Source organism: Saccharopolyspora indica, from assembly GCF_027853965.1.
In the GTDB taxonomy this organism is placed as follows: domain Bacteria; phylum Actinomycetota; class Actinomycetes; order Mycobacteriales; family Pseudonocardiaceae; genus Saccharopolyspora; species Saccharopolyspora indica.
In genome coordinates this window covers 1-20,799 of the sequence record NZ_JAQGLB010000037.1, presented here as the reverse complement: position 1 = coordinate 20,799, position 20,799 = coordinate 1, and the positions used below count along the sequence as shown (strand labels likewise).

At 71.6% G+C, this 20,799-nt stretch carries 22 protein-coding genes and 1 pseudogene; 5 read left to right on the top strand and 18 right to left on the bottom strand.

What is annotated here, in order from left to right; all coding sequences use genetic code 11:
• Position 1: 1 nt before the first annotated feature.
• The 5 genes from carA to pyrR are packed head-to-tail and all read right to left on the bottom strand — an operon-like array spanning position 2 to position 4,509.
• Entirely contained in the window at positions 2-1,123 is a 1,122-nt protein-coding gene (gene carA / locus OU416_RS39340) for a glutamine-hydrolyzing carbamoyl-phosphate synthase small subunit (RefSeq protein WP_270932193.1), read from the bottom strand.
• Positions 1,120-1,689, bottom strand: coding sequence for a PH-like domain-containing protein (locus tag OU416_RS39335; RefSeq protein WP_270932192.1), 570 nt, complete (start codon positions 1,687-1,689; stop codon positions 1,120-1,122). The genes carA and OU416_RS39335 overlap by 4 nt, the downstream gene beginning before the upstream one ends.
• Complete coding sequence (locus OU416_RS39330; protein ID WP_270932191.1) at positions 1,689-2,987, bottom strand: dihydroorotase; 1,299 nt, start codon at positions 2,985-2,987, stop codon at positions 1,689-1,691. Before OU416_RS39330 ends, OU416_RS39335 begins: the two co-directional genes overlap by 1 nt.
• Positions 2,984-3,916 carry an aspartate carbamoyltransferase catalytic subunit gene (locus OU416_RS39325; protein ID WP_093154099.1) on the bottom strand — a complete coding sequence of 311 codons (933 nt, stop codon included), beginning with the start codon at positions 3,914-3,916 and terminating at the stop codon, positions 2,984-2,986. Before OU416_RS39325 ends, OU416_RS39330 begins: the two co-directional genes overlap by 4 nt.
• A complete protein-coding gene (gene pyrR / locus OU416_RS39320) occupies positions 3,916-4,509 on the bottom strand; it encodes a bifunctional pyr operon transcriptional regulator/uracil phosphoribosyltransferase PyrR (RefSeq protein WP_270932190.1) in 594 nt (197 codons plus the stop codon). Before pyrR ends, OU416_RS39325 begins: the two co-directional genes overlap by 1 nt.
• Positions 4,510-4,797: 288 nt before the next feature.
• On the opposite strand from pyrR, the gene bldD reads away from it, so the two are divergent.
• Entirely contained in the window at positions 4,798-5,286 is a 489-nt protein-coding gene (gene bldD / locus OU416_RS39315; RefSeq protein WP_010311046.1) for a transcriptional regulator BldD, read from the top strand.
• A gap of 235 nt (positions 5,287-5,521) precedes the next feature.
• On the opposite strand, the gene nusB is transcribed toward bldD, so the two are convergent.
• From nusB to OU416_RS39300, 3 genes are all read right to left on the bottom strand, one after another.
• A complete protein-coding gene (gene nusB, locus OU416_RS39310) occupies positions 5,522-5,944 on the bottom strand; it encodes a transcription antitermination factor NusB (RefSeq protein WP_270932189.1) in 423 nt (140 codons plus the stop codon).
• Positions 5,945-5,986: 42 nt separating this feature from the next.
• Positions 5,987-6,553 carry an elongation factor P gene (gene efp, locus OU416_RS39305; protein WP_270932188.1) on the bottom strand — a complete coding sequence of 189 codons (567 nt, stop codon included), beginning with the start codon at positions 6,551-6,553 and terminating at the stop codon, positions 5,987-5,989.
• Between the two features lie 81 nt (positions 6,554-6,634).
• Positions 6,635-7,744 carry a M24 family metallopeptidase gene (locus tag OU416_RS39300; RefSeq protein ID WP_270932187.1) on the bottom strand — a complete coding sequence of 370 codons (1,110 nt, stop codon included), beginning with the start codon at positions 7,742-7,744 and terminating at the stop codon, positions 6,635-6,637.
• 340 nt (positions 7,745-8,084) lie between these two features.
• Between OU416_RS39300 and OU416_RS39295 the strand changes: the two genes are divergently transcribed.
• Entirely contained in the window at positions 8,085-8,606 is a 522-nt protein-coding gene (locus OU416_RS39295) for a methylated-DNA--[protein]-cysteine S-methyltransferase (RefSeq protein WP_270932186.1), read from the top strand.
• Here the strand turns inward: OU416_RS39295 and OU416_RS39290 are convergent.
• Entirely contained in the window at positions 8,603-9,259 is a 657-nt protein-coding gene (locus OU416_RS39290) for a spermine/spermidine synthase domain-containing protein (RefSeq protein ID WP_270932185.1), read from the bottom strand. The two genes, OU416_RS39295 and OU416_RS39290, sit on opposite strands and share 4 nt — an antisense overlap.
• A gap of 95 nt (positions 9,260-9,354) precedes the next feature.
• Between OU416_RS39290 and OU416_RS39285 the strand changes: the two genes are divergently transcribed.
• Positions 9,355-10,542, top strand: coding sequence for an alpha/beta hydrolase family protein (locus OU416_RS39285; RefSeq protein WP_270932184.1), 1,188 nt, complete (start codon positions 9,355-9,357; stop codon positions 10,540-10,542).
• Between the two features lie 409 nt (positions 10,543-10,951).
• A complete protein-coding gene (locus OU416_RS39280; protein WP_270932183.1) occupies positions 10,952-12,139 on the top strand; it encodes a beta-1,3-glucanase family protein in 1,188 nt (395 codons plus the stop codon).
• On the opposite strand, the gene OU416_RS39275 is transcribed toward OU416_RS39280, so the two are convergent.
• Entirely contained in the window at positions 12,114-13,469 is a 1,356-nt protein-coding gene (locus OU416_RS39275; RefSeq protein ID WP_270932182.1) for an MFS transporter, read from the bottom strand. The genes OU416_RS39280 and OU416_RS39275 overlap by 26 nt on opposite strands.
• Between OU416_RS39275 and OU416_RS39270 the strand changes: the two genes are divergently transcribed.
• Positions 13,468-14,433, top strand: a complete 966-nt coding sequence (locus OU416_RS39270; protein WP_270932181.1) for a GlxA family transcriptional regulator — start codon at positions 13,468-13,470, stop codon at positions 14,431-14,433. The genes OU416_RS39275 and OU416_RS39270 overlap by 2 nt on opposite strands.
• A gap of 4 nt (positions 14,434-14,437) precedes the next feature.
• Here OU416_RS39270 and OU416_RS39265 read toward each other — a convergent pair whose 3' ends face one another.
• The 8 genes and pseudogenes from OU416_RS39265 to OU416_RS39230 all read right to left on the bottom strand — a co-directional run.
• The gene (locus tag OU416_RS39265) at positions 14,438-15,097 is read right to left on the bottom strand and encodes a DUF4232 domain-containing protein (RefSeq protein WP_270932180.1); all 660 of its coding nucleotides are present in this window, start codon (positions 15,095-15,097) and stop codon (positions 14,438-14,440) included.
• 174 nt (positions 15,098-15,271) lie between these two features.
• Positions 15,272-16,738 carry a glycoside hydrolase family protein gene (locus tag OU416_RS39260; protein ID WP_270932179.1) on the bottom strand — a complete coding sequence of 489 codons (1,467 nt, stop codon included), beginning with the start codon at positions 16,736-16,738 and terminating at the stop codon, positions 15,272-15,274.
• 27 nt (positions 16,739-16,765) lie between these two features.
• Positions 16,766-17,200 (bottom strand): type II 3-dehydroquinate dehydratase, encoded by a 435-nt coding sequence (gene aroQ / locus OU416_RS39255; protein WP_270932178.1) that lies wholly within the window; start codon positions 17,198-17,200, stop codon positions 16,766-16,768.
• A complete protein-coding gene (gene aroB, locus OU416_RS39250) occupies positions 17,197-18,303 on the bottom strand; it encodes a 3-dehydroquinate synthase (RefSeq protein WP_270932224.1) in 1,107 nt (368 codons plus the stop codon). The genes aroQ and aroB overlap by 4 nt, the downstream gene beginning before the upstream one ends.
• Before the next feature lie 73 nt (positions 18,304-18,376).
• The gene (locus tag OU416_RS39245; RefSeq protein WP_270932177.1) at positions 18,377-18,889 is read right to left on the bottom strand and encodes a shikimate kinase; all 513 of its coding nucleotides are present in this window, start codon (positions 18,887-18,889) and stop codon (positions 18,377-18,379) included.
• Positions 18,889-20,094 carry a chorismate synthase gene (aroC, locus tag OU416_RS39240; RefSeq protein WP_270932176.1) on the bottom strand — a complete coding sequence of 402 codons (1,206 nt, stop codon included), beginning with the start codon at positions 20,092-20,094 and terminating at the stop codon, positions 18,889-18,891. The genes OU416_RS39245 and aroC overlap by 1 nt, the downstream gene beginning before the upstream one ends.
• A gap of 52 nt (positions 20,095-20,146) precedes the next feature.
• A complete protein-coding gene (locus OU416_RS39235; RefSeq protein ID WP_270932175.1) occupies positions 20,147-20,641 on the bottom strand; it encodes a prepilin peptidase in 495 nt (164 codons plus the stop codon).
• 32 nt (positions 20,642-20,673) lie between these two features.
• A pseudogene (locus OU416_RS39230) lies at positions 20,674-20,790 on the bottom strand (PTS glucose transporter subunit IIA); the annotation flags it as partial.
• Positions 20,791-20,799: the final 9 nt, after the last annotated feature.

The following is a 20,799-nucleotide window of genomic DNA, read 5'->3' as shown; positions in this document are numbered from 1 at the left end:
GTCAGCGCGCCTCACTCATCAGATCAACGAACTTGTCGAACAGCGGCGCGGCGTCGTGCGGACCCGCTGCCGCTTCGGGGTGGTACTGGACGCTGAACGCCGGGCCGTCGAGCAGCCGCAGGCCCTCGACCGCACCGTCGTTGGCGCAGTGGTGGCTGACCATCGCGCGGCCGAAGTCGGTGTCGAAGTGCTCGCCCGGCTCGCCCTCCACGGCGAAGCCGTGGTTCTGCGCGGTGATCGCGACCTTGCCGGTCTCGGCGTCGATCACCGGGATGTTGATGCCCCGGTGGCCGTACTGCAGCTTGTAGGTGCCGCGGCCCAGCGCGCGGCCGAGGATCTGGTTGCCGAAGCAGATGCCGAACAGCGGCAGCTTGCGGTCCAGCGCCTGGCGGGTCAGCTCGACCTGCGCGTCGGTGGTGGCCGGGTCGCCGGGACCGTTGGACAGGAACAGCCCGTCCGCGCCCACCGCCAGGATCTGGTCCAAAGTGGACGCCAGCGGCAGCACGTGCACCTCGATGCCGCGCTCGGCCATCATCCGCGGCGTGTTGGACTTGATGCCCAGGTCCAGCGCGGCCACGGTGAACCGCTTCTCGCCGATCGCCGGGACGACGTAGGGCTCGGCGGTGGTGACGTCACCGGCCAGCGAAGCGCCGACCATCTCGGCACCGGCCTTGACCGCGGTGATCATCTCCTCGTCGGTGCCCAGCTCCGGGCCGGAGAAGATGCCGCCGCGCATCGCGCCCAGCTCGCGGACGTGCCGGGTCAGGGTCCGGGTGTCGATGCCCGCGATGCCCACGACCTCCTGGCGCACCAGCTCCTCGTCCAGCGAGCGGCGGGAGCGCCAGTTCGACGGCCGGCGGGCGGGGTCGCGCACGGCGTAGCCGGCGACCCAGATCCGCGCGGACTCGTCGTCCTCGTCGTTCCAGCCGGTGTTGCCGATCTGCGGCGCGGTCTGCACCACGATCTGGCGGTGGTAGGAGGGGTCGGTCAGGGTCTCCTGGTAGCCGGTCATGCCGGTGGTGAACACGACCTCGCCGAGGGTCCGGCCCACCTTGCCGTAGGCCTCCCCGCGGAAGATCCGGCCGTCCTCCAGCACCAGCGCGGCCGGGGTGTTCTCGCTCATTTCTCCTCCTGCCGCGACTCAGCCGAGCCGCCGGTAGTTGCTTCGGACCGCGCGGCCGCGCTCACGACCTCGTCCGCGGGGGCCAGGGCGCGGATCGCTTCGACCCACTCGGTCTGCGCGGCCTTGTCGTCGCCGCGGAAACCGGTGTCCAGCAGCACCTCGCCCAGGCGCCAGGTCACCACGACCAGGCCCGCCCCGGGCACCACCTTGTTGGCCAGCTTGTGGTCCAGGCGGCAGTCCACGACGGACTCCGCCGGGATCCACATGTCGCTGGCACCGGTGCGGCGCAGCAGCAGGCCCGCGGCGTAGAGGTGCGCGCTGCCGTTGGCCCGGTGGCCGACGTCGCCCACCGCGATGCGGTCCTGCCAGTCGGTGGCCTTCGTGGTGCCGACGTACATGCCGGTGGCCGCGGTGCGCAGCTCCTCGCCCGGCTCGACCGGCGGCGCCGGGAAGTCCGGCAGCTCGGCGGCCTGGCGCCGGGCCCGGCCGCGCCAGCCGCGCCACATCCCGAAGAACACCAGGGCGACCATCGCGGCCAGCCCCACGACCCACAGGGTGCGTTCCATCAGCGCCTCACCTTGCCCTCGTGTGCGGTGAGCCGTCCGCGCAGCAGCGTCGCGACCACCCGGCCCGGCAGCTGCATGCCGTCGAACGGCGAGTTCTCCCCGAGGCTGGCCAGCTCCGCCCCGCGCACCGTCCACTCGGCGTCGGGGTCGACCAGCACCAGGTTCGCCGGTTCTCCCGCCGCGACCGGACGGCCCTGGTCGGCCAGCCCGGCGATCTCGGCGGGACGTTCGCTCATCACCCGCGCGACGCCGCGCCAGTCCAGCAGCCCCGGCCGCACCATCGTGCGCACGACGATGCCCAGCGCGGTCTGCAGACCGAGCATGCCGGGCTTGGCGGCGGCCCACTCGCAGTCCTTGTCCTGGGCCGCGTGCGGGGCGTGGTCGGTGGCCACGCAGTCCACGGTGCCGTCGGCCAGCGCCTCGCGCAGCGCCATCACGTCGGCGTCGGTGCGCAGCGGCGGGTTGACCTTGTTGACCGGGTCGTAGGTCTCCAGCCGGTCGTCGGTCAGCAGCAGGTGGTGCGGCGTGACCTCGGCGGACACCGAGCCGGCGGTCTCCCGGGACTTCCACCAGCGCAGGATGTCGGCGGTGCCGGAGGTGGAGACGTGGCAGATGTGCAGCGTGCCGCCGGTGTGCCCGGCCAGCAGGCAGTCGCGCGCGACGATCGCTTCCTCGGCCGGAGCGGGCCAGCCCGCCAGGCCCAGCCGCGCGGCGTTCGCGCCCTCGTGCGCCTGCGCGCCCACGGTCAGCCGCGGCTCCTCGGCGTGCTGCGCGACGACACCGCCGAAGGACTTCGTGTACTCCAGCGCGCGCCGCATGATCAGCGGGTCGTGCACGCAGTGGCCGTCGTCGGAGAAGATCCGGACCTCGGCGGCCGAGCGGCGCATGGTGCCCAGCTCGGCGAGCTTCTCGCCCTTCAGCCCGACCGTCACCGCGCCCACCGGGTGCACGTCGACCAGGCCGACCTCGCGGCCGCGCCGCCACACGTGCTCGACGATCACCGCGTTGTCGGCGACCGGATCGGTGTTGGCCATCGCGAAGACCGCGGTGTAGCCGCCCAGCGCCGCGGCGGACGACCCGGTCTCGACGGTCTCGGCGTCCTCGCGGCCCGGCTCCCGCAGATGGGTGTGCAGGTCGACGAAGCCCGGCAGCAGCACGGCGCCGTCGGCGTGCACGATCTCATCGGCGTCGACCTCGAGGTTCGCGCCGATCTCGGCGATGACCTCGCCGTCGACCAGCACGTCCACCGGGTCGCCCTCGCCGTAGGGGCGGACGTCCTTCAGAAGCAGGCGGCTCATGCAGAGAGCTCCTCTCCGGCAAGCAGGTGGTAGAGCACTGCCATCCGCACGTGCACGCCGTTGCTGACCTGCTGGGTGATGGCGGCTCGCGGGGAATCGGCGACGGCCGGGGCGATCTCCATGCCGCGCAGCATCGGGCCGGGGTGCAGCACGACCGCGTGCTCCGGCAGCTTGTCCAGCCGCGCCTGGTTGAGGCCGTAGGCGATGGAGTACTCGCGCGCCGACGGGAAGAAACCGCCGTGCATCCGCTCGGCCTGGACGCGCAGCATCATCACCGCGTCCAGCTTCGGCAGCTCCGGATCCAGGTCGTGGCGCACCTCCGCGCCCCACTGGTCGGCGCCCGCGGGTACCAGCGTCGGCGGCGCGACCAGCACGACCTCGGCGCCCAGGGTGCGCAGCAGGTGCACGTTGGAGCGCGCGACCCGGCTGTGCAGCAGGTCGCCGACGATCGCGATGCGGCGGCCCGCCAGCTCGCCCAGGCGCTCGCGCAGGGTCGCGGCGTCCAGCAGCGCCTGCGTCGGGTGCTCGTGCATGCCGTCACCGGCGTTGACGACCTGCGTGCCGACCTCGTCCAGCCAGCCCGCCAGCCGGTGCGCCGCACCGGAGGCCGGGTGCCGCATGATCACGCAGTCGGCGCCCGCGGCGGCCAGCGTCAGCGCGGTGTCGCGCAGCGATTCGCCCTTGTTGACCGACGAGCTGCTGGCCGAGACGTTGATCACGTCAGCGCTCATCCACTTCCCGGCGACCTCGAAGGAGACCCGGGTGCGCGTGGAGTTCTCGTAGAACAGGGTCACCACCGTGCGCCCGCGCAACGTCGGCAGCTTCTTCACCTCGCGCCCCAGCAGCGTCTGCTTGAGCGTGTCGGCGGTGTCGAGAACGCTGGTCGCGGTGGCCGCGTCCAGTCCCTCGGTGGACAGCAGGTGGCGCATCACTCGTTCTCCTCATCGCGCCGGAGCACCACGCGGTCGTCTTCACCGTCGGTCTCCGCGAGCTGCACGGCGACGTCCTCGGAGCGCGAGGTGGGGATGTTCTTGCCGACGTAGTCGGCGCGGATCGGCAGTTCGCGGTGCCCGCGGTCGACCAGCACCGCCAGCTGCACGGCGCGGGGACGGCCCTGGTCGCGCAGGGCGTCCAGGGCGGCGCGCACGGTGCGGCCGGAGAACAGCACGTCGTCGACCAGGACGACCAGTGCGTTGTCGATGCCCTCGACGGGCAGATCGGTGGGCTCCAGCGGGCGGTTCGGGCGCTTGCGCAGGTCGTCCCGGTAGAGCGTGATGTCCAGGGCGCCGGTGGGCACCGTCACGCCGCTGAACTCGCTGATCTTCGCGGCCAGCCGCCGCGCCAGCGGGGTCCCCCTGGTCGGGATGCCGAGCAGCACGACGTCGCTGCCGCCGGTGTCCAGGGCGGTCTTCTCGATGATCTGGTGAGCGATCCGGGCAATCGTGCGCGCAACGTCACCGGCCGAGAGCAGCTCCCGCTGCCCGACCGGGTCCGCCGCGCCCGCCGGTTGGCGTGACGCCACGGTGCGACCTCCTTCTCCGCCTCACTGGACGGATCCTTAAAGGATGGTGTGTGACCTGCCCCGCAGTCTCCGCGGCTGGAACTCCGCCGAACGGCCGGGCTACCTCGTACGCTATCAGCGCTCAGTGGTCAATCGTCCGGGTGGTGTGGTGGGACTCGCCCCATTGCCGACAAAGACCAACTTGACCTGGTGACGCTGGCGAGCGAACATTACTCTCCGTATCGATCTGAGCTTTGCTCCCCGGTCGGCACTATCGGCTGACGGGGCGAACGAACGGAGAAACGCCACATGGGCGACTACGCCAAGGCGCTGGGCAGCAAGCTCCGCGCTATCCGCCAGCAGCAGGGTCTGTCGCTGCACGGCGTCGAGCAGAAGTCTGGCGGGCGGTGGAAGGCCGTGGTCGTCGGGTCCTATGAGCGCGGCGACCGTGCGGTGACCGTGCAGAAGCTGGCCGAGCTGGCCGACTTCTACGGGGTTCCGGTCGCGGAACTGCTTCCGGAGGGCCGGGTGCCGTCCGGCGCCGAGCCCGCCACCAAGGTCGTGATCAACCTTGAGCGGCTGCAGCAGCTGCCCGCTGAGAAGGTGGGCCCGCTGGCCCGCTACGCGGCCACCATCCAGAGCCAGCGCGGTGACTACAACGGCAAGGTGCTGTCCATCCGCACCGAGGACCTGCGATCCCTGGCCATCATCTACGACATGACGCCGGGAGAGCTCACCGAGCAGCTCATCGACTGGGGCGTGCTTCCGCCGGAGGCCCGCCCGGCCCGCGAGGAGTGAGAACTTCCGCACACCCCCGAAGGGCACCTCGCACCCTCCCCGGCGCGAGGTGCCCTTCCGCCATCTCGATCGCGGTGAAGGGCACCTTTTAGCAACTTACTTGCTGAAAGGTGCCCTTCACCGCGCACCGAACGGGTGGCGGTGCCTGGTTGTGGGCATGACGAAGGGCACCTTTCGCCGAGTTGGTTGGCGAAAGGTGCCCTTCGGTCTTCATGCGTGCGGGTGAGCCGCCTGGTTACTTGACCGTCTTGCGCAGGCGGTTGCTGATGCCCGCGATGCGGCCCAGGATGCCGTTGACGAACCGCGGCGAGTCGTCCGTGGACAGCGCCTTGACCAGCTCCACCGCTTCGTCGATCGCCACCGCGGGCGGGACGTCCTCGCTCCAGAGGAGCTCGTAGAGGCCCAGCCGCAGGACCGAGCGGTCCACCGCGGGCATCCGGTCCAGCGACCAGCCCTCGGCGTGCTGGGTGAGCAGCTCGTCGATGCGGGCGCGGTTCTCCGTGACGCCCTCCACGAGGGTGACGGTGTAGTCGTTGACCGGCGGCACCTCGGGGGAACCGACCCGGTCGGACAGCAGGGTCACCGCGTCCACGCCGCGCTGGTCGGCCTCGTAGAGGAAGTCCACCGCGCGCTTGCGCGCCTTGCTCCGTGAACCCACCTCACACCCTCTTCCCGGCCGCGGTGGCCGACGGGCAGGCGCTCATTTGCTGTTGACGCGGCTGAGGTACCGGCCGTCGCGCGGGTCGACCTTGACCTTGTCACCGGTGTTGAGGAACAGCGGCACCTGGATCTCGGCACCGGTCTCCAGGGTGGCAGGCTTGGTGCCACCGGTGGAGCGGTCGCCCTGCAGACCCGGGTCGGTGTGCTGGACGACCAGCTCGACCGAGGCGGGCAGCTCGACGTACAGCGGCTCGCCGTCGTGGCGGGCGACGGACACGGTGCTGTTCTCCAGCATGTAGTTCGCCGCGTCGCCGACGACCTCGCGCGAGATCTGGACCTGGTCGTAGGTGTCCGGGTCCATGAAGACGTAGTCGGTGCCGTCGTCGTAGAGGTAGGTCATCTCGCGGCGGTCGACGTTGGCCGTCTCCACCTTCACGCCGGCGTTGAAGGTCTTGTCCACGACCTTGCCGGAGAGCACGTTCTTCAGCGTGGTGCGCACGAAGGCGCCACCCTTGCCGGGCTTGACGTGCTGGAAGTTCACGACGGACCAGAGCTGGCCGTCGATGTTGAGCACCAGTCCGTTCTTCAGGTCGTTCGTGGATGCCACGTGGGGATCTTCTCCTGTGGTGATGGCTCGGGCGTGTTCCGCCGAATCGAGATTCCGGCGGTGTCGGCGCACTGCAGTGCGTCAGACGGCGACGAGCTCCTTCGTCGTCAAGGTGAGGAGCTCCGGCGTGCTGGGACGCACGACCAGCGTGTCCTCGATGCGGACCCCGCCCTGGCCCGCCAGATACACGCCAGGCTCGACGGTGACCGCCATCCCGGCGCTGATTCTACCGTCTCCCCGCTGGGACAACGTCGGTGCCTCGTGGATCTCCAGGCCGACGCCGTGTCCGAGGCCGTGCAGGAACTGCTCGCCGTACCCGGCGTCCTCGATCACCTTCCGCGCCGCGGTGTCCACGTCGCGCACGTCGGCGCCGTCCTGCACCGCGGCCCGCCCGGCGGCCTGCGAGGTGCGCACCAGCTCGTAGATCTCGCGCTGCCAGTCGGCGGGCTTGCCCAGCACGACGGTGCGGGTCATGTCCGAGTGGTAGCCGTCGACCAGCGCGCCGAAGTCCATCTTGACGAAGTCGCCGGTGGCCAGCACCGCGTCGGTCGGCCGGTGGTGCGGGACCGCGGAGTTCGCGCCGAAGGCGATGATCGTGTCGAACGACGGTCCGGCGGCGCCGTGGTCCAGCATCCGCGAGTCGAGCTCGCGGGCGACCTCCAGCTCGGTGCGCCCGGCGCGCAGCCCGCCGTGCTCGATCAGGTCGGCCAGCGCCCGGTCGGCGGCGGCGCAGGCCATCCGCAGCGCCTCGATCTCGGTCTCGTCCTTGACCAGCCGCAGGTGCTCGACGTGCCCCGGCGCGCGCACCAGCTCGGCCTTGCCCGCGGCCTCGGCCAGCACGTCGCGGCGGTCGACGGTGACGTGCTGGCTCTCGAACCCGACGCGGCGGTGCTCGGCGGCCGCCGAGCCGATCCGGTCGGCCAGCGTCAGATCGCTCGCCCGGTCGATCACCCGCTCCAGGTCCGGGACCTGCTCCTGGGCCTGCGTCAGGTAGCGGCCGTCGGTGCAGAACACCGTCCGCGCCTCGGCACCCGGCTCGTCGGCGGCGTGCACCACCAGCGCGGCGTTGGACCCGGTGAAGCCGGTGAGGTAGCGGATGTTGAGCAGATCGGTCACCAGGATCGCGTCCAGTTCCTGCGCGCGCAGGCGGTCGCGGAGGGCTTGCCGTCGGTGGGAGTGCGCTTCGGACATGTTCCGGAGCCTAACCCGCGGACCAGTGCCCGGACCTGGTCAGCTCGGCGGTCGGCGGGAAGCCGCCACAGCCTTGTGCGCAGCGCGTTGTCGGTGCTGAGCGCTACCGTTCGCTTCATAAGCGGCGCGAGCCGCTTGCGCTTTTCGGTGAGTGGGCCGTCAACCCGCACCGCCGCGGGTTCACGGTGCCCGTACCCCTGGGGCACGCCCTGGGCGAGACAGCCCGTTCGCCGTGTATCGGACATACATGAGAACGGGATCCCGCAGCCAGGCGGGCGGTGAGGTTCCGCCACCCGCACCGCCACGCAAACCAACCACTGGAAGAATTCGAGGTTCGGGAATGTCGCTGTCGTGGAGCGTGCTGGCGAGCCCGGTCGGGCCGCTGACCGTGGTGGCCGGGGCGTCCGGGGTGCGCCAGATCGCCTTCGCCGAGCCCGACGCGGTGCTCGGCGAGTACGACGCGGAGCTGGTGCGCGACACCGGGCTGGCGGCCGAGACCGCGCGGCAGCTCGACGAGTACTTCGGGCACCGCCGCCGCGAGTTCGACGTGCCGATCGAGTGGGCACCGATGCAGGGCCTGCGGCTGCACGTGCTGCGCACCCTGTTCGAGCTCGTGCCGTTCGGCGAAGCGGTGAGCTACAAGCGGCTGGCCGAGCTCTCGGGACGTCCGGAGGCCTCGCGCGCGGTCGGCACGATCATGGGCAGCAACCCGATTCCGCTGATCGTGCCGTGCCACCGGGTGCTGGCCAGCGGCGGCGGGCTCGGCGGCTTCGGGCCGGGCCTGGAGGCCAAGCGGAAGCTGCTGGTGCTGGAGGGGATCATCGAGCCGAGCCTGCTCGAACTCGACCTGCTGGAGTCCTAGCGGACGGCGAGGAACAGGTGGTAGGTCGTCTCGTGCTGGCCGAGCCGCACCGGGATCGCCAGCTCCTCGCAGTTGCCGAAGACCTCGTGCAGCGCGGCCCGCAGCTCGGGCGAGGTGTCGGCCGACCAGATCGCCAGCGTGCCGCCGGGGGTCAGCTTCTCCTTGCTGCGCGCGAGGAATTCGCTGCGGTAGATCGCGGAGTTGGCGTCGTAGACCAGGAAGTCCGGGCCGTTGTCCACGTCGAGCAGCACGACGTCGAAGCGTTCCGGCGGCTGCGCGGCGAGCACCGCGGCGACATCGCCGACGTGCCAGCGAACCCGCTCGTCGCGGACGGCGTCGGCGGTGTGCGGAACCAGGCCGTCCCGGTGCCAGGTCAGCAGATCCGGTTCGATCTCGACGACGTGCGCTTCGCGCACCCGCGGATCGACCAGCACCTCGCGCAGCGTGAAACCCAGGCCCAGCCCGCCGATCAGCACCCGCAACCGCGCCGCGTCCACGGCGCGCAGCGTGGCGGTGGCCAGTTCCCGTTCGGTTGCGGTGTGCGCGGTGTCCATGACGAACACGCCGTTGACCCGGAGCTCCAGCACGTCGTCCCGGCGCAGCAGCGCGAGTTCGCCACGCTCGGACTCGCCGCGCGCGACTAGTTCTGCCATCGCGGCAACGTTAACCAATCCGCCGGCGGGCTCTCACATCGCCTTTACGATCGCTCGAACATGATCGAAGTCCGATTCGAGCGTTAGGGGAACGCATGATCGGCAGACGACTCTTCCTCGCCGGCCTGGCGGTCACCGCGACCGCGGCGACCGCTGCGGCGGGCATCCGGCAGCAGGTGCGGCTGGAGCTGCCAGCGCCGACCGGCCCGCACCGGGTGGGCATCACCGACCTGCACCTGATCGACACCTCCCGCCCCGATCCGTGGGCGCCGGAGAAGCCCTTCCGCGAGCTGATGGTGTCGGTCCGGTACCCGGCGCGGCGCGTCGGCGGTCACCCGGTGGCCCCGCACATGTCGCGCGCGCTGGCCGAGCACTTCGCGCGCACCGCGGCCGAGGGCACCGTGGCGATCCCGCCGCAGATCCCGGTGGGCACCGTCGACTGGGCCGCCACGCGGACGCACTCGCACCGCGACGCTCCGGTGGAGCTCGGCGGCGGCCCGCTGCCGGTGCTGCTGCACTCCCCCGGGCACCTGATGTCGCGGGCCTTCGGTTCGCTGCTGGCCGAGGAGCTCGCGAGCCACGGGTACGCCGTGGTGGCGCTGGACCACACGCACGACCCGACCGAGGTGGAGTTCCCCGGTGGCCGCATCGAGGTGAACCGCCAGGCGGACCCGGAGTCGTTCGAGACGTTCAAGCGCGAGATGGCGATCCGGGTCGTCGACGTCGGATTCGTCCTCGACCAGCTCGGCAGCCGCATCCTGCCCGGAGCGCTGGACCTGGGTTCGATCGGCATGTACGGGCACTCGCTGGGCGGCGCGACCACCGCGCAGTCGATGCACGACCACCCGCGCATCACCGCCGGAGTCGACCTGGACGGCCCGCTGGGCACCCGCGAGGACCCGTGGGGCACGGTGGTGCCCGAGGGCCTGGACCAGCCGTTCCTGCTGTTCACCGCCGATCCGAGCGATCAGGGCCACGAGCTGATCAGCGAGTTCTGGTCGAACCTGCGCGGCTGGCGCCGAGCGCTGCAGATGGTCACGGCGGCGCACAACTCGTTCAACGACCTGGTGGTCTTCGCCCCGCAACTGCGCGAAGCGGGCGTCCTCAGCCCGCAGCAAATGGACGTCCTCGTCGGCGCGACCGACCCGGCCGACCCGCGCGCGGACGCCGAAGCGCTGCGCACCTACGTCCGCGCCTTCTTCGACCTCCACCTCCGAAACCGCGACGAAGGCCTCCTCGACGGCCCCTCCCCGGCCTACCCCCAGGTCCGCTTCACGGGCTGAGTCCGCATCATCGGCTCCGCTTCCACTGTCCCGTGAGTGTTTTGGGGTGCCTTGCCCCCCCAAAACACTCACGGCCCACCACCATCGGAAACGCAGCCGCAGAGCTCCAGTCCCACGCACGCCGCGTCAATTTCGCACGAAATTGACGTTCACCCGGGTGATGGTCAATTTCGTGCGAAATTGACCGGCCCTCCGCTCGGACGCCGGTGGTTTCGGCAAAAGCGGGAACGTCGGTAGGGATATCCCCCGGTGCGGCGCGCACGCCCGGAACCTCGGGGTTGTCCGGAAATGACTCGTCGGTTGCTCCGGATCGGGCAGCGGCCGACGGCGTTCCGGCGTATTGGCGGTTGGTGAGGGCGTTCCCACAATTGTTGCGCTCCCGAACCAATTCCGACCGAAGGGACGCGCCGTGCCCAGCAGACGATCCTTCCTCCGCGGTGTTTCCGCCGCCGCTCTCGCCGTGCCCGCCCTCGGCGGCCTGGCCGCCTCCCCCGCTCTCGCGGTGCCCCCGCTGGCCGGTCGCCGCGCGCCGGAGGTCCCGCTGCCGCTGACGATCGTCAACTCCAGCGGTCAGTTCGACAACGCCTCGATCCACGTCTACGTCGTCGGCACCAACCTCGACACCGGTGAGCAGTCCCGGGTCACCCCGGAGGGGCAGCTGGTGCCGGTCTCGGAGTCCGACAACGGCTCCGACGGCTTCGCCGACTACGCCATCCCGCTGCAGGGCAGCGGTGACACCCAGCTGAACCTGCCCAGCATGTCCGGCCGGATCTACTTCGCGCTCGGCGAGAAGCTGAAGTTCAAGGTGGTCGTCGGCGGCGACGGCAAGCCCGCGCTGCAGTACCCGGCGGGCTGGGTGGACACCGACCCGAACTACGGGGTCCTGCACGACACCGTCGAGTTCACCCTCAAGGCCGACGGGATGTACTGCAACACCACGATGGTCGACATGTTCAGCGTGCCGCTGTCGATCCAGCTGCGGGGCGCCGCGGACCAGACCACCGGCACGGTGCCCGCGGGCGGCCGGGACCGGATCCTCAGCGGCGTCGCCGGGCACCCCGACTTCGCCGGGCTGCGCCAGGACGACCTGCGGGTGATCGCGCCGGGCCACGGGCTGGACCTCGGCAAGTTCTCCGGGACCTACTACGACTCCTACATCGACGAGGTCTGGTCGAAGTACCAGGGCACCCAGCTGCGGATCGACACCGACAACGGCAAGGTCTTCACCGGCCAGGTCTCCGGCGACACCTTCAACTTCGACGGCGGCGTGAAGCCCATCGGCAAGCCGTCCACCCGGGACGTGCTGTTCTGCGACGGCGCGCTGGCCGCGCCGAACGACGGCATCACCGGCCCGGTCGCGGCGATCCTCGGCGCCGGCTTCAACCGCTCGATCCTGCTGGACTCGGCCGACCAGCCGGGCACCGATCCGGCGGGCTTCTACCGGCACGACATCACCAACCACTACTCGAAGGTGATGCACGAGAACACCGAGGACGGCAAGGCCTACGGCTTCGCCTTCGACGACGTGGCCGGTTTCGCCTCCTACGTCCAGGACAACGCGCCGACGTCGATCACCGTGACGCTGACACCGTGGTGACCTCCTCCGGCGCGCGGCGCCGGATCGACACGGAGAAGGCCGTCGCCAGCAGGCACAGCAGGCCCGCGCCGTACCAGGCCGCGGCGTAGTCGCCGAACTGGTCGCGCACCACGCCCGCGATGGTGGCGACGGCCGCCGCGCCGATCTGGTGGGAGGCGAAGACCCAGCCGAACACCACCGACGCGCGCGGCCCGAAGTGCTCCCGGCACAGCGCCATGGTCGGCGGCACGGTGGCCACCCAGTCCAGCCCGTAGAACACCACGAACAGCACCATGTTCGCCCCGACCGAGGGCGCGAACAGCTGCGGCAGCACGAACAGCGAGATCCCGCGCAGCGTGTAGTAGACGGCCAGCAGGATCCGCGGGTTGACCTTGTCGGTGAGCCAGCCCGACAGCACGGTGCCCGCCACGTCGAAGATGCCGATCACGGCCAGCAGCCCGGCCGCCGTGGTCGTCGGCATGCCGTGATCGTGCGCGGCGGGCACGAAGTGCGTGTTGACCAACCCGTTCGTGCTCGCCCCGCAGATCGCGAAACCGCCTGCCAGCAGCCAGAAAGCACGGGTGCGGGCGGCTTCGCGGAGCGCGCGCAGGGCGTTGGCCGCCGGGTTCCCGCTGGCGCGCACCGGTTCCGGCTCGTCGCCGGTCGCGCCGAAGGCGGTGGTCCCGACGTCGGCGGGGCGCTCGCGCATCACCAACCACACCAGCAGGGCCACCAGCAGCGACGCCCCGGCGATGGTCAGCGAGGCGATCCGCCACCCGAACTCGTCCACCAGGACCGCGGCCAGCGGCAGGAACACCAGCTGGCCGGTCGCGCTGCCCGCGGTCAGGACCCCGCTGACCAGCCCGCGCCGCGCCACGAACCACCGGTCGACCACGGTGGAGACGAAGGCCAGCGCCATCGACCCGGTGCCCAGCCCGACCAGCAGGCCCCAGCAGACCACCAGCTGCCAGCTGGCGGTCATGAACACGGTGAGCCCGCTGCCCGCCGCGATCAGCACCAGCGCGAAGACGGTGATCCGGCGGATGCCGAAGCGGTCCATCAGCGCCGCCGCGAACGGCGCGGTCACCCCGTAGAGCAGCAGGTTCAGCGAGACGGCCGCGGAGATGACGCTGTGCGGCCAGCCGAACTCGTCGTGCAGCGGATTCATGAACACGCCGGGCATCGAGCGGAACGCGGCGGAGCCCACCAAGGCGACGAAGGCGACGGCCGCGACCCACCACGCCGGGTGGATGCGCCGCGCGGACGCAGTGCTGATCACCTGACCAGCTTCACCGAACCGGCAGCACCGAACCAGTGGCCGGAGGGACAAGATGTGAGAAGATCCGGCCATGGCCCCTCGCCCGCACCGGATCGCCGTCCTGGGACTGCCCGACGTCGTCGGCTTCGACCTCGTGATCCCGTCGCAGATCTTCGCAGGAGCCCGCGACGCGAGCGGCGGGCAGCTCTACGACGTCCAGGTGTGCAGCCTCGACGGCGGGCCGATCCCCACCACCAAGGGCTTCGCCGTCCTGCCCAGCGCCGGGCCGGAGCACCTGCGTTCGCCGGACACGCTGGTCATCCCCGGCACCCACGTCGAAGGGCCGCGCACCGACGGCAGCCTGGACCCGGAACTGGCCGACTACCTGGCCGGACTGCCCGCCCGCACCCGGATCATGTCGATCTGCACCGGCGCGTTCGTGCTCGCCGCGGCGGGCATGCTCGACGGCAGGCCGGCCACCACGCACTGGGCGTACGCGGAGGACTTCCGCCGCCTGTACCCGGAGGTGGACCTGGACCCGGACGTGCTGTTCGTCGACGACGGCGACGTGCTCACCTCGGCCGGGGTGGCCGCCGGGATCGACCTGTGCCTGCACGTGATCCGCCGCGACCACGGCAGCGAGGTGGCCAACCGCGCGGCCCGCTCCAGCGTGGTGCCGCCGTGGCGCGAAGGCGGCCAGGCCCAGTACATCGAGCGGCCGGTGCCGGAACCGGACGGCAACGGCACCTCGAACACCCGCGCCTGGCTGCTGCGGCACCTCGCCGAACCGCTGACCCTCGACAAGATCGCCGCGCACGCCGGGACGAGCGTGCGGACCTTCACCCGCCGGTTCCGGGACGAGACCGGTTCCAGCCCGATGGACTGGCTGCTCCAGCAGCGCCTGGAGCACGCCCGCCACCTGCTGGAATCCACGGATCTGCCGATCGACGCGGTGGCCGAGCAGGCCGGTCTGAGCACGGCGGCCTCGCTGCGCAAGCACCTGCGCCACCGCCTGGGCACCAGCCCGGCCACCTACCGCCGGACCTTCCGCTCCTGAGCCGCTACTGCGAGACGCCCGCCTGGATGGTCTGGACGCTGAGCTGGGACTTCTCGGCGTTGGCGCAGCCGTGCTGCTCGTAGTCGAACGGGATGAACAGCGAGGCCGTCTCCTGCGGCGGGTAGATCCGCAGGCCCTTGGCGACCTCCAGGCGGCACTCGGCGGGGTCGTAGTTCTCCACCGTGGTGAACTTGATCATGGCCGAGGCCTTGTCGCCGGGCGCCATGTTGACCGCGCCGCCCTTCTTGCCGTCCCGGTACGCGTCGGCACCGACCTGGTGGCCGTCGTCCCCGCCGACGTAGGACACCCCGGGGAAGCCCTGGATGACGCAGTTGTGCGAGCTGATGTTGGTGAAGATCAGCGGCGCGTAGCGGCCGCCGGTGGCGCCGTCGCTCTCGCCGAAGGACAGCGCGAGGTCGGGAGCCTTGCACAGCGGATCCCCGACCGGCGTCTCCGGCGGCGGGGTGACGGCCGACGAGGACGTCTCGTCCTGCGTCTCGTCGCTCGCGGGCGAATCCACCGCGCTGACACCGGAATCCTCCTGGACGACCGAGGGCTGGGCGTTGTTCACCGTGCTCTGCTCACCGGATCCACCAGGACTGCACGCGGTCAACCCGACCGTCAGCGCCGCCGCCGCGACCGCGAGGAACTTCGCCCGATTCATCTGTCTCACCTTTCCTTGCCCCCGTCTTGCCGATCAGTAGACGCCCCACGCGCGGAAAGGTTGCGACCAAAACTTCTCAACCACCGAATAGAACCGAACACATCGCCCAAACGGGGCAAACCGTCACGATCCGCGGTCACCCCGGCAACTTCAATGGAAATCGCGTCAGAGGGCTCAGCGGCGGAGGTCGCCGCCCCGGGGGCGGGAGTCCCACTCGGACTGCGAGACGTCGGTGACCGGTGATTCGTTAGCCGCCGCCACCTCGGGTGCGACCGTCCACAGTCGACCTTCGTCGTCCAGCAGCGCGACCTCGCCGCTCGGCGCGCGCAACGCCTCGGCCCCGGCCCCGATGGTGCCCACCACCGGCAGTCCGTCCACTGCGGACACCCGATGGTCGAGCACGCCGGCGACCAGCAGCTCCGCCACCGAACGGCGCTCCACCCGGACCCGCTGGCCGTCGTGCACCACGTCGACGGTGCGCGCGGGCGAGGGCACCGCGAAACCGTCGAGGACCACCGCCGCCTGCTCCGGCGTGGCGCAGCCGTCGAAACCGGTGATGTCGATGCCGAAGTGGCGGATGTCGGTCGGCGCGGGCAGCAGCGCGGTGGCCCGCAGGACGTCCAGCGCAACCGTGCCGCACGGGTCCGATGTGGACACCGGAGCGGTGCCGTCGGGGCGGCGGACCAGCCCCGGACCTTCCTGCCACGGGCCGGGGATCAGCACCGGCGGGTACGGGTGGGAGGTGAAGTCGCGGTCCCAGAAGGTGACCGAGGTGCCGTCCACGGTCTGGTGGGCGATCGCGAACGCGTCCAGCGCGGGCACCCACATCCAGTCCGCGCTGAAGGCGTCCACCACCGAACGGGCCCGCGCCCCACCAGCCGGCCGGAAGCCCTCCCCGGTCAACGCCTCCACCTGCGAGCGGAACTCCGCATCGCGCGCCCGGAGCACGAACTGCCCCGCGCCGTTCCAGCCCGCCCCGGCGGCCGTGGTGTCGGTGAACATCAGGTAGAACCAGCCGTCCAGGTACAGCGCGGCGGGCTGCCCGGCACCGTAGGCGTTCTCCCGGTGCACCTCGCCGGACGGCCGGACGATCGGCGCTCCGCCCGCCTCCCGCCGCCAGGACCGCCCGTCGGAACTGCTGGCCACGCCGATGGAATTGCCGTGCGCGTGGTCGTCGCCCGCCGCGCCGGTGTAGTAGAGGAAGTAGCGCCCACCCACCTCCAGCACGGACGGATCGCAGGTGTGCATGCCGTCGAAACCGCCCGGCTGCCCGGAGAAGACCGGCACCGCGGGCGCCCCGCCGGAATCGGCGAACGGCCCGCCGGGACCGGCCGAAGCGGCGTGCAGGATGTCGTCGCCGGGCGGGCCGATCCCCGGCAGCTGGCTGCACCACCACACCCGGTACTGCCCGCCGTCCGCCAGCACCGTCGGCCCGTAGTTGTACGGCGCGGGCATGCCGCCCGACACCACCACGCCGCCGCTGGAGCGCTCGCCGCCGACCTCCAGGTCGATGGGCAATCGACCCGGCTGAGCCCGCGATTCGACGCTCGGCTGAGCGCCTGGCGTGCCCGGCACCGGCGTGCAACCAGCCAACAGCAGCACGCAGAACAGCCCGACGGCCCCGCGCGAAGCTCCCCGCACCACGCCCTCCCCCAGAACCGGGCGCGCCTACGCGCTCGCGTGCTCGGCCAGCCAGCGGATCGCCAGCGGGTAGCCCGCGACGCCGAGACCGGCCACCACCGCGGTGGAGATGTCCGACAGGTAGCTGGTGTGCCGGAACTCCTCCCGCTTGTGCACGTTGGAGATGTGCAGCTCGATCAGGTCGGCGTCCAGCTGCGCCGCCGCGTCGCGCACCGCGATCGAGTAGTGCGTCCAGGCACCGGCGTTGAGCACGACGGGCCACCGCTGGTCGGCGGCCTCGTGCAGCCACTGCACCATCTCGCCCTCGTGGTCGGTCTGGCGCACCTCGACCTCGACGCCGAGCTCCTCGCCCGCGCGCTCGCACATCGCGACCAGATCGGCGTAGGTGGTGCTGCCGTAGACCGAAGGTTCCCGCTTGCCCAGCCGCCCGAGGTTCGGGCCGTTGAGCACCAGCACCTTCACAGCAGGATCCCCGTGGACTTGGCCTCGCCACCGGTCACCGCGGAGTAGGCCGCGGCGATCAGCGACGGGTCCGGGCCCTCCAGCCGACCGGGCTTGGCCAGCCCGTCGAGCACCACGAACCGCAGCACGCCCGCGCGGTTCTTCTTGTCCACCTTCATGCCTTCCAGCAGCTGGCCCAGCGCGTCCGGGTCGTAGCTGGTGGGCAGGCCCAGCAGGTCCAGCACCCGCTTGTGCCGGTCGGCGGTCTCGTCGTCGAGCCGTCCGGCCAGCCGCGCCAGCTCGGCGGCGAAGACCAGGCCCACGCTGACCGCCGCGCCGTGCCGCCACCGGTAGCGCTCGCGCCGCTCGATGGCGTGCGCCAGGGTGTGCCCGTAGTTGAGCACCTCCCGCAGGTGCGATTCCTTCAGGTCCGCGGCGACCACGTCGGCCTTGACCTGGATCGACCGGCGCACCAGCTCGCCCAGCACCTCGCCGGACGGGTCGGTGGCGACCTCCGGGTCGGCCTCGATCAGCCGCAGGATCTCCGGGTCGGCGATGAACCCGGCCTTGACGATCTCGGCCATGCCCGCGATCAGCTCGTTGCGCGGCAGGCCCTCCAGCGTCGCCAGATCGGCCAGCACCAGGCTCGGCTCGTGGAAGAGCCCGACGAGGTTCTTGCCCGCGTCGGTGTTGATGCCGGTCTTGCCGCCGACAGCGGCATCGACCATGCCCAGCAGCGTGGTCGGCACGTGCACCACGCGCACCCCGCGCATCCAGGTGCCCGCCACGAACCCGGCCACGTCGGTGACCGCACCGCCGCCGAAGGACACCACGACGCCGCCGCGGTCCATGCCGATCTTGCCGAGCACGCCCCAGCAGAACCCGGCGACCTGCAGGCTCTTGCCGTCCTCGGCGTCGGGGATCTCCACCCGGTGGGCGTCCACCCCGGCCTCGGTCAGCTCCTCGCGCACGGCCTCGACGGTCGCGGTGATGGTGGGCTGGTGCACCAGCGCCACCGCCGATGCGTCGCGCAGGTAGTCGACGAGTTCGCCGAGCAGCCCCCGGCCGACCACCACGTCGTAGGGCTGCTGGCCGGCAACCCTGATCCGCACCGGTTCGGTCATCATCGTCCCTTCGGTGAAGGCGGTTCTGGACAAAGAGAGTACGCAAGCCGGCCCGCGCGGCGGGGCGAACGGCTCAGGTGCGCGCGGACAGCGCGGCCACGACCTGCTCCACGACCTCGTCGGGCGCAACGTGGTCGGTGACGATCTCCACCGAGGCCACCGAGCGGTAGACCGGCACCCGGGCGTCGAGCAGCGCCTTGAAGGTGGCCCGCGGGTTCACCCCGGCCAGCAGCGGCCGCGCGCTGGACAGCCCGACGCGCTTGGCGCCTTCGGCCAGCCCGACCGACAGGAACACCACCTGGTGCCCGGCCAGCAGCTCGCGGGTGCGCTCGGAGAGCACCGCACCGCCGCCCAGCGCCAGCACCCCGTCGTGCTCCCGCAGCGCGGTCTCGACGGCGGCTTCCTCCATGGCCCGGAAGGCGGGCTCGCCGTCGCTGGCGAAGATGTCGGCGATGGCCCGGCCGCTGGTGCGCACCACGTCCTCGTCGGTGTCGCGGAAGGCGACCTCCAGCCGCTGCGCCAGCAACCGGCCGATCGTCGTCTTGCCCGCGCCCGGCGGGCCGACCACCACTGCCCGCGGCGCCATCACCGCGCCTGCCGCTTCTCGGCGCGCTCGCGCAGACCGGCCAGGTAGCCCTCGACGTTGCGCCGGGTCTCCGGCAGCGAGTCGCCGCCGAACTTCTCCAGCGCGGCCTCGGCCAGCACCAGCGCGACCATCGTCTCGGCGACCACCGCCGCGCGCGGCACCGCGGTGATGTCCGAGCGCTGGTGCATCGCCTGCGCGGGCTCACCGGTCACCACGTCCACAGTGGCCAGTGCGCGCGGCAGGCTGGAGATCGGCTTCTTGGCGGCGCGCACGATCAGCGGCTCGCCGTTGGTGATGCCGCCCTCCAGGCCACCGGCCCGGTTGCTGCCGCGGTGCACCCACTTCGCGCCCTCGTCGGGGTAGATCTCATCGTGCGCGGCGCTGCCCCGGCGGTGCGCGTTGGCGAAGCCCTCGCCGATCTCCACGCCCTTGACCGCCTGGATGCTCATCAGCGCACCGGCCAGCCGGGCGTCGAGCTTGCGGTCCCAGTGCACGTGCGAGCCGATGCCCGGCGGCAGCCCGTAGGCGATGACCTCGACCACGCCGCCGAGCGTGTCGCCGTCCTTCTTGGCCGCGTCGACCTCGGCCATCATCCGCTCGGTCGCGGCGTCGCCGAAGGCGCGCACCGGGTTCTCGTCGATCGCGGCCAGGTCGTCCGGGCCGGGCAGCACGTCGTGCTCGGCGTCGACACCGCCCAGGCTGACCACGTGGCTGACGATCTCCACGCCGAGCAGCTGCTTCAGGAACTGCCGCGCCACCGTGCCGACGGCGACGCGGGCCGCGGTCTCGCGGGCGCTGGCGCGCTCCAGCACCGGGCGGGCCTCGTCGAAGCCGTACTTCTGCATCCCCGCGAGGTCGGCGTGACCGGGCCGCGGGCGGGTCAGCGGCGCGTTGCGGGCCAGCGAGGCCAGCACGTCCTCGTCGACCGGGTCGGCGGCCATCACCTGCTCCCACTTGGGCCACTCGGTGTTGCCGATGCGGACCGCGATCGGGCCGCCCTGGGTGCGCCCGTGGCGGACGCCGCCGATGATCTCCAGCTCGTCGGCCTCGAAGTTCATCCGCGGGCTCCGGCCGAACCCGAGCTTGCGGCGCTCCAACTGGGTCGCGATGTCGGTCGAGGTCACCTCGACTCCGGCCACCATGCCTTCCAACACCGCCACCAGGGCGGGGCCATGCGATTCTCCAGCGGTCATCCAGCGCAGCACACCTGTGATCCTGCCACGTCCGGCCGCCGGTGAACCCGCCCGGGTGCCCAGTTCACGGCCACGGCGCGAACGCGGTGACCAGCCACGCGGGAACGAGCGCGGCGGGCCCGTGCGGAATCGCCCCGCGCCCCCGCCGCGAAGCCGCGACCAGCGTGATGAGCGCCGCCGCGGCGATGACGGCCAGCACCGCCCCGATGGACACCGCGCCCACCACCAGCCCCAGGCTCCCCGCCAGCTTCACATCGCCCGGCCCCATCGCCCCCGGCAGCACCACCCGCACCAGCAGGTACACCCCGCCGAAGAGCAGCCCACCGCCGATCGCCCCGCCCCACACCCCGGGCCGGTGCACCGATGCAACGCTGACCAGCACCAACGCCACCGGATACGCGGGCAACGTGAACACGTCCGGCAACCGGTAAGCACGGATGTCGCACACCGACAGCAGCACACCGCCCCACCCGACCACCAGCGGAACGCCCGCCCACCACCAGGGCATCCCACCGGCGATCCGCACCGCCACGACGGCCCACAGCGCTCCGACGCCCACCTCGCACCACCACCGAGGCGCCACCACACCGCGCCGGACGGCTTGATCGCCATCCCCGGCCCGACCATGGCCTGCGAGAACACCGGGTCCGGCACCTCGCCGAGCGCGGCGGCCAGACCGGCCACCGGGCTGCCGACCTCGACGCTCACCGCAGGTCC

Coding starts and splice junctions, on each gene's coding strand:
- carA (WP_270932193.1), bottom strand. CDS start 1,123: ATGAGCGAGAACACCCCGGCCGCGCTGGTGCTGGAGGACGGCCGGATC.
- OU416_RS39335 (WP_270932192.1), bottom strand. CDS start 1,689: ATGGAACGCACCCTGTGGGTCGTGGGGCTGGCCGCGATGGTCGCCCTG.
- OU416_RS39330 (WP_270932191.1), bottom strand. CDS start 2,987: ATGAGCCGCCTGCTTCTGAAGGACGTCCGCCCCTACGGCGAGGGCGAC.
- OU416_RS39325 (WP_093154099.1), bottom strand. CDS start 3,916: ATGCGCCACCTGCTGTCCACCGAGGGACTGGACGCGGCCACCGCGACC.
- bldD (WP_010311046.1), top strand. CDS start 4,798: ATGGGCGACTACGCCAAGGCGCTGGGCAGCAAGCTCCGCGCTATCCGC.
- OU416_RS39300 (WP_270932187.1), bottom strand. CDS start 7,744: ATGTCCGAAGCGCACTCCCACCGACGGCAAGCCCTCCGCGACCGCCTG.
- OU416_RS39295 (WP_270932186.1), top strand. CDS start 8,085: ATGTCGCTGTCGTGGAGCGTGCTGGCGAGCCCGGTCGGGCCGCTGACC.
- OU416_RS39290 (WP_270932185.1), bottom strand. CDS start 9,259: ATGGCAGAACTAGTCGCGCGCGGCGAGTCCGAGCGTGGCGAACTCGCG.
- OU416_RS39285 (WP_270932184.1), top strand. CDS start 9,355: ATGATCGGCAGACGACTCTTCCTCGCCGGCCTGGCGGTCACCGCGACC.
- OU416_RS39270 (WP_270932181.1), top strand. CDS start 13,468: ATGGCCCCTCGCCCGCACCGGATCGCCGTCCTGGGACTGCCCGACGTC.
- OU416_RS39275 (WP_270932182.1), bottom strand. CDS start 13,469: ATGGCCGGATCTTCTCACATCTTGTCCCTCCGGCCACTGGTTCGGTGC.
- OU416_RS39265 (WP_270932180.1), bottom strand. CDS start 15,097: ATGAATCGGGCGAAGTTCCTCGCGGTCGCGGCGGCGGCGCTGACGGTC.
- aroB (WP_270932224.1), bottom strand. CDS start 18,303: ATGACCGAACCGGTGCGGATCAGGGTTGCCGGCCAGCAGCCCTACGAC.
- OU416_RS39245 (WP_270932177.1), bottom strand. CDS start 18,889: ATGGCGCCGCGGGCAGTGGTGGTCGGCCCGCCGGGCGCGGGCAAGACG.